This is a genomic window from Bizionia saleffrena (assembly GCF_008086175.1).
In the GTDB taxonomy this organism is placed as follows: domain Bacteria; phylum Bacteroidota; class Bacteroidia; order Flavobacteriales; family Flavobacteriaceae; genus Bizionia; species Bizionia saleffrena.
This window is the reverse complement of the sequence record NZ_VSKM01000046.1, coordinates 1-1,237: the sequence shown is the minus strand read 5'-3', so window position 1 is coordinate 1,237 and position 1,237 is coordinate 1. Positions and strand designations below refer to the sequence as shown.

The 1,237-nt window shown below is 33.3% G+C and carries 2 protein-coding genes; both read left to right on the top strand.

Translation table 11 applies throughout. The features are described from left to right. Window positions 1-39 precede the first annotated feature (39 nt). The gene (locus tag ES676_RS15150; protein ID WP_246130379.1) at window positions 40-339 is read left to right on the top strand and encodes a transposase; all 300 of its coding nucleotides are present in this window, start codon (window positions 40-42) and stop codon (window positions 337-339) included. Next, window positions 336-1,109: an IS3 family transposase gene (locus ES676_RS14545; protein WP_246130378.1), complete on the top strand. Its 774-nt coding sequence runs from the start codon at window positions 336-338 to the stop codon at window positions 1,107-1,109. Before ES676_RS15150 ends, ES676_RS14545 begins: the two co-directional genes overlap by 4 nt. The last annotated feature ends 128 nt before the right edge of the window (window positions 1,110-1,237 follow it).

Below are 1,237 nucleotides of genomic sequence, written 5' to 3'. Positions count from 1 at the left end.
GGACAGTACAAGTTAAGCATAAAGTCTTACATTTAACTTATGACACAAGAGCGAAAGAAATATGATCCAGCTTTTAAACGACAAGCTGTAGAATTAAGTAAGGACAGAAAGAACCTGTCAGAACTAGCAAGAGAACTAGGTATCAAGGTTACTCTTTTATACAAGTGGCGTAAAGAGTTTGAAGCTTTTGAATCGGGAAGTTTCCCCGGCAATGGTAATTTAAAACTTACACCAGAACAAGCACACATTGGAGACCTAGAAAGGAAATTGAAGGACATAGAGTTAGAACATAGTATCTTAAAAAAAGCAATCGGCATTTTCTCAAAGACCGATCGATGAAATATGCTTTCATAAAAAACAATGAAACTATTTTTCCGATTGATAAAATGTGTAAAGTTCTAGAGATAAATTTTAGTAGTTATTATAAGTGGAAACGGTCTTCTGCTAATAGTAAGCTTTTATGGAAAGAACAGATTAAAATGCTAATACCCCAGGTCTACTTTGAGTTTAAACAGCGTTATGGGAGTCCCATAATTGCCATGGAGCTTCGAAAAAGAGGTTTTAAAGTATCGCGAATTACAGTTGCTAAATACATGAAAGAAATGGGATTACGCAGTAAATTAAGTAAGAAATTTAGAGTTACTACAGACTCTAAACATAATTACTTGCTTATGGACAACGTATTAAATCGTCAATTTAAACAAAACGAACCTTCTAAAGTTTGGGTTTCAGATATCACTTATATTGCTGTAAAAGAGGGTTTTCTGTATCTAACAACCATTATAGATTTATATGACAGAAAACTAATAGGTTGGAGTTTAAGTACTGGTATGGCTACAAATCAAACAACTTTGCCTGCATGGCGTATGGCTCTCAAAAATCGTAGAATTAGCAAAAAACTGATCTTTCACTCGGGTCGTGGCGTACAATATGCTAATACTAAATTTGCCAATACGCTTGCTTCCTATAACGTTACACGAAGCATGAGTAGAAAAGGTAATTGTTGGGATAATGCAGTAGCTGAAAGCTTCTTTAAGTCCTTGAAATCCGAACTCATCTATGGAAACACGCTAATAACTAGAAAGGAAATGGAAAGAGATATCTTTTAAATATATTGAACTTTGGTATAATAAAAAGAGAAGGCACTCAACACTCAATTATCTGACAATTAAAGAATTTAATAACTTAAAAATTAATTATAAATATGCTGCTTAACTTATACTGCACTTTTTGTTTG

Excerpts from the sequence above, each read along its gene's own strand:
- ES676_RS15150 (WP_246130379.1), top strand. The coding sequence starts at position 40 with ATGACACAAGAGCGAAAGAAATATGATCCAGCTTTTAAACGACAAGCT.
- ES676_RS14545 (WP_246130378.1), top strand. The coding sequence starts at position 336 with ATGAAATATGCTTTCATAAAAAACAATGAAACTATTTTTCCGATTGAT.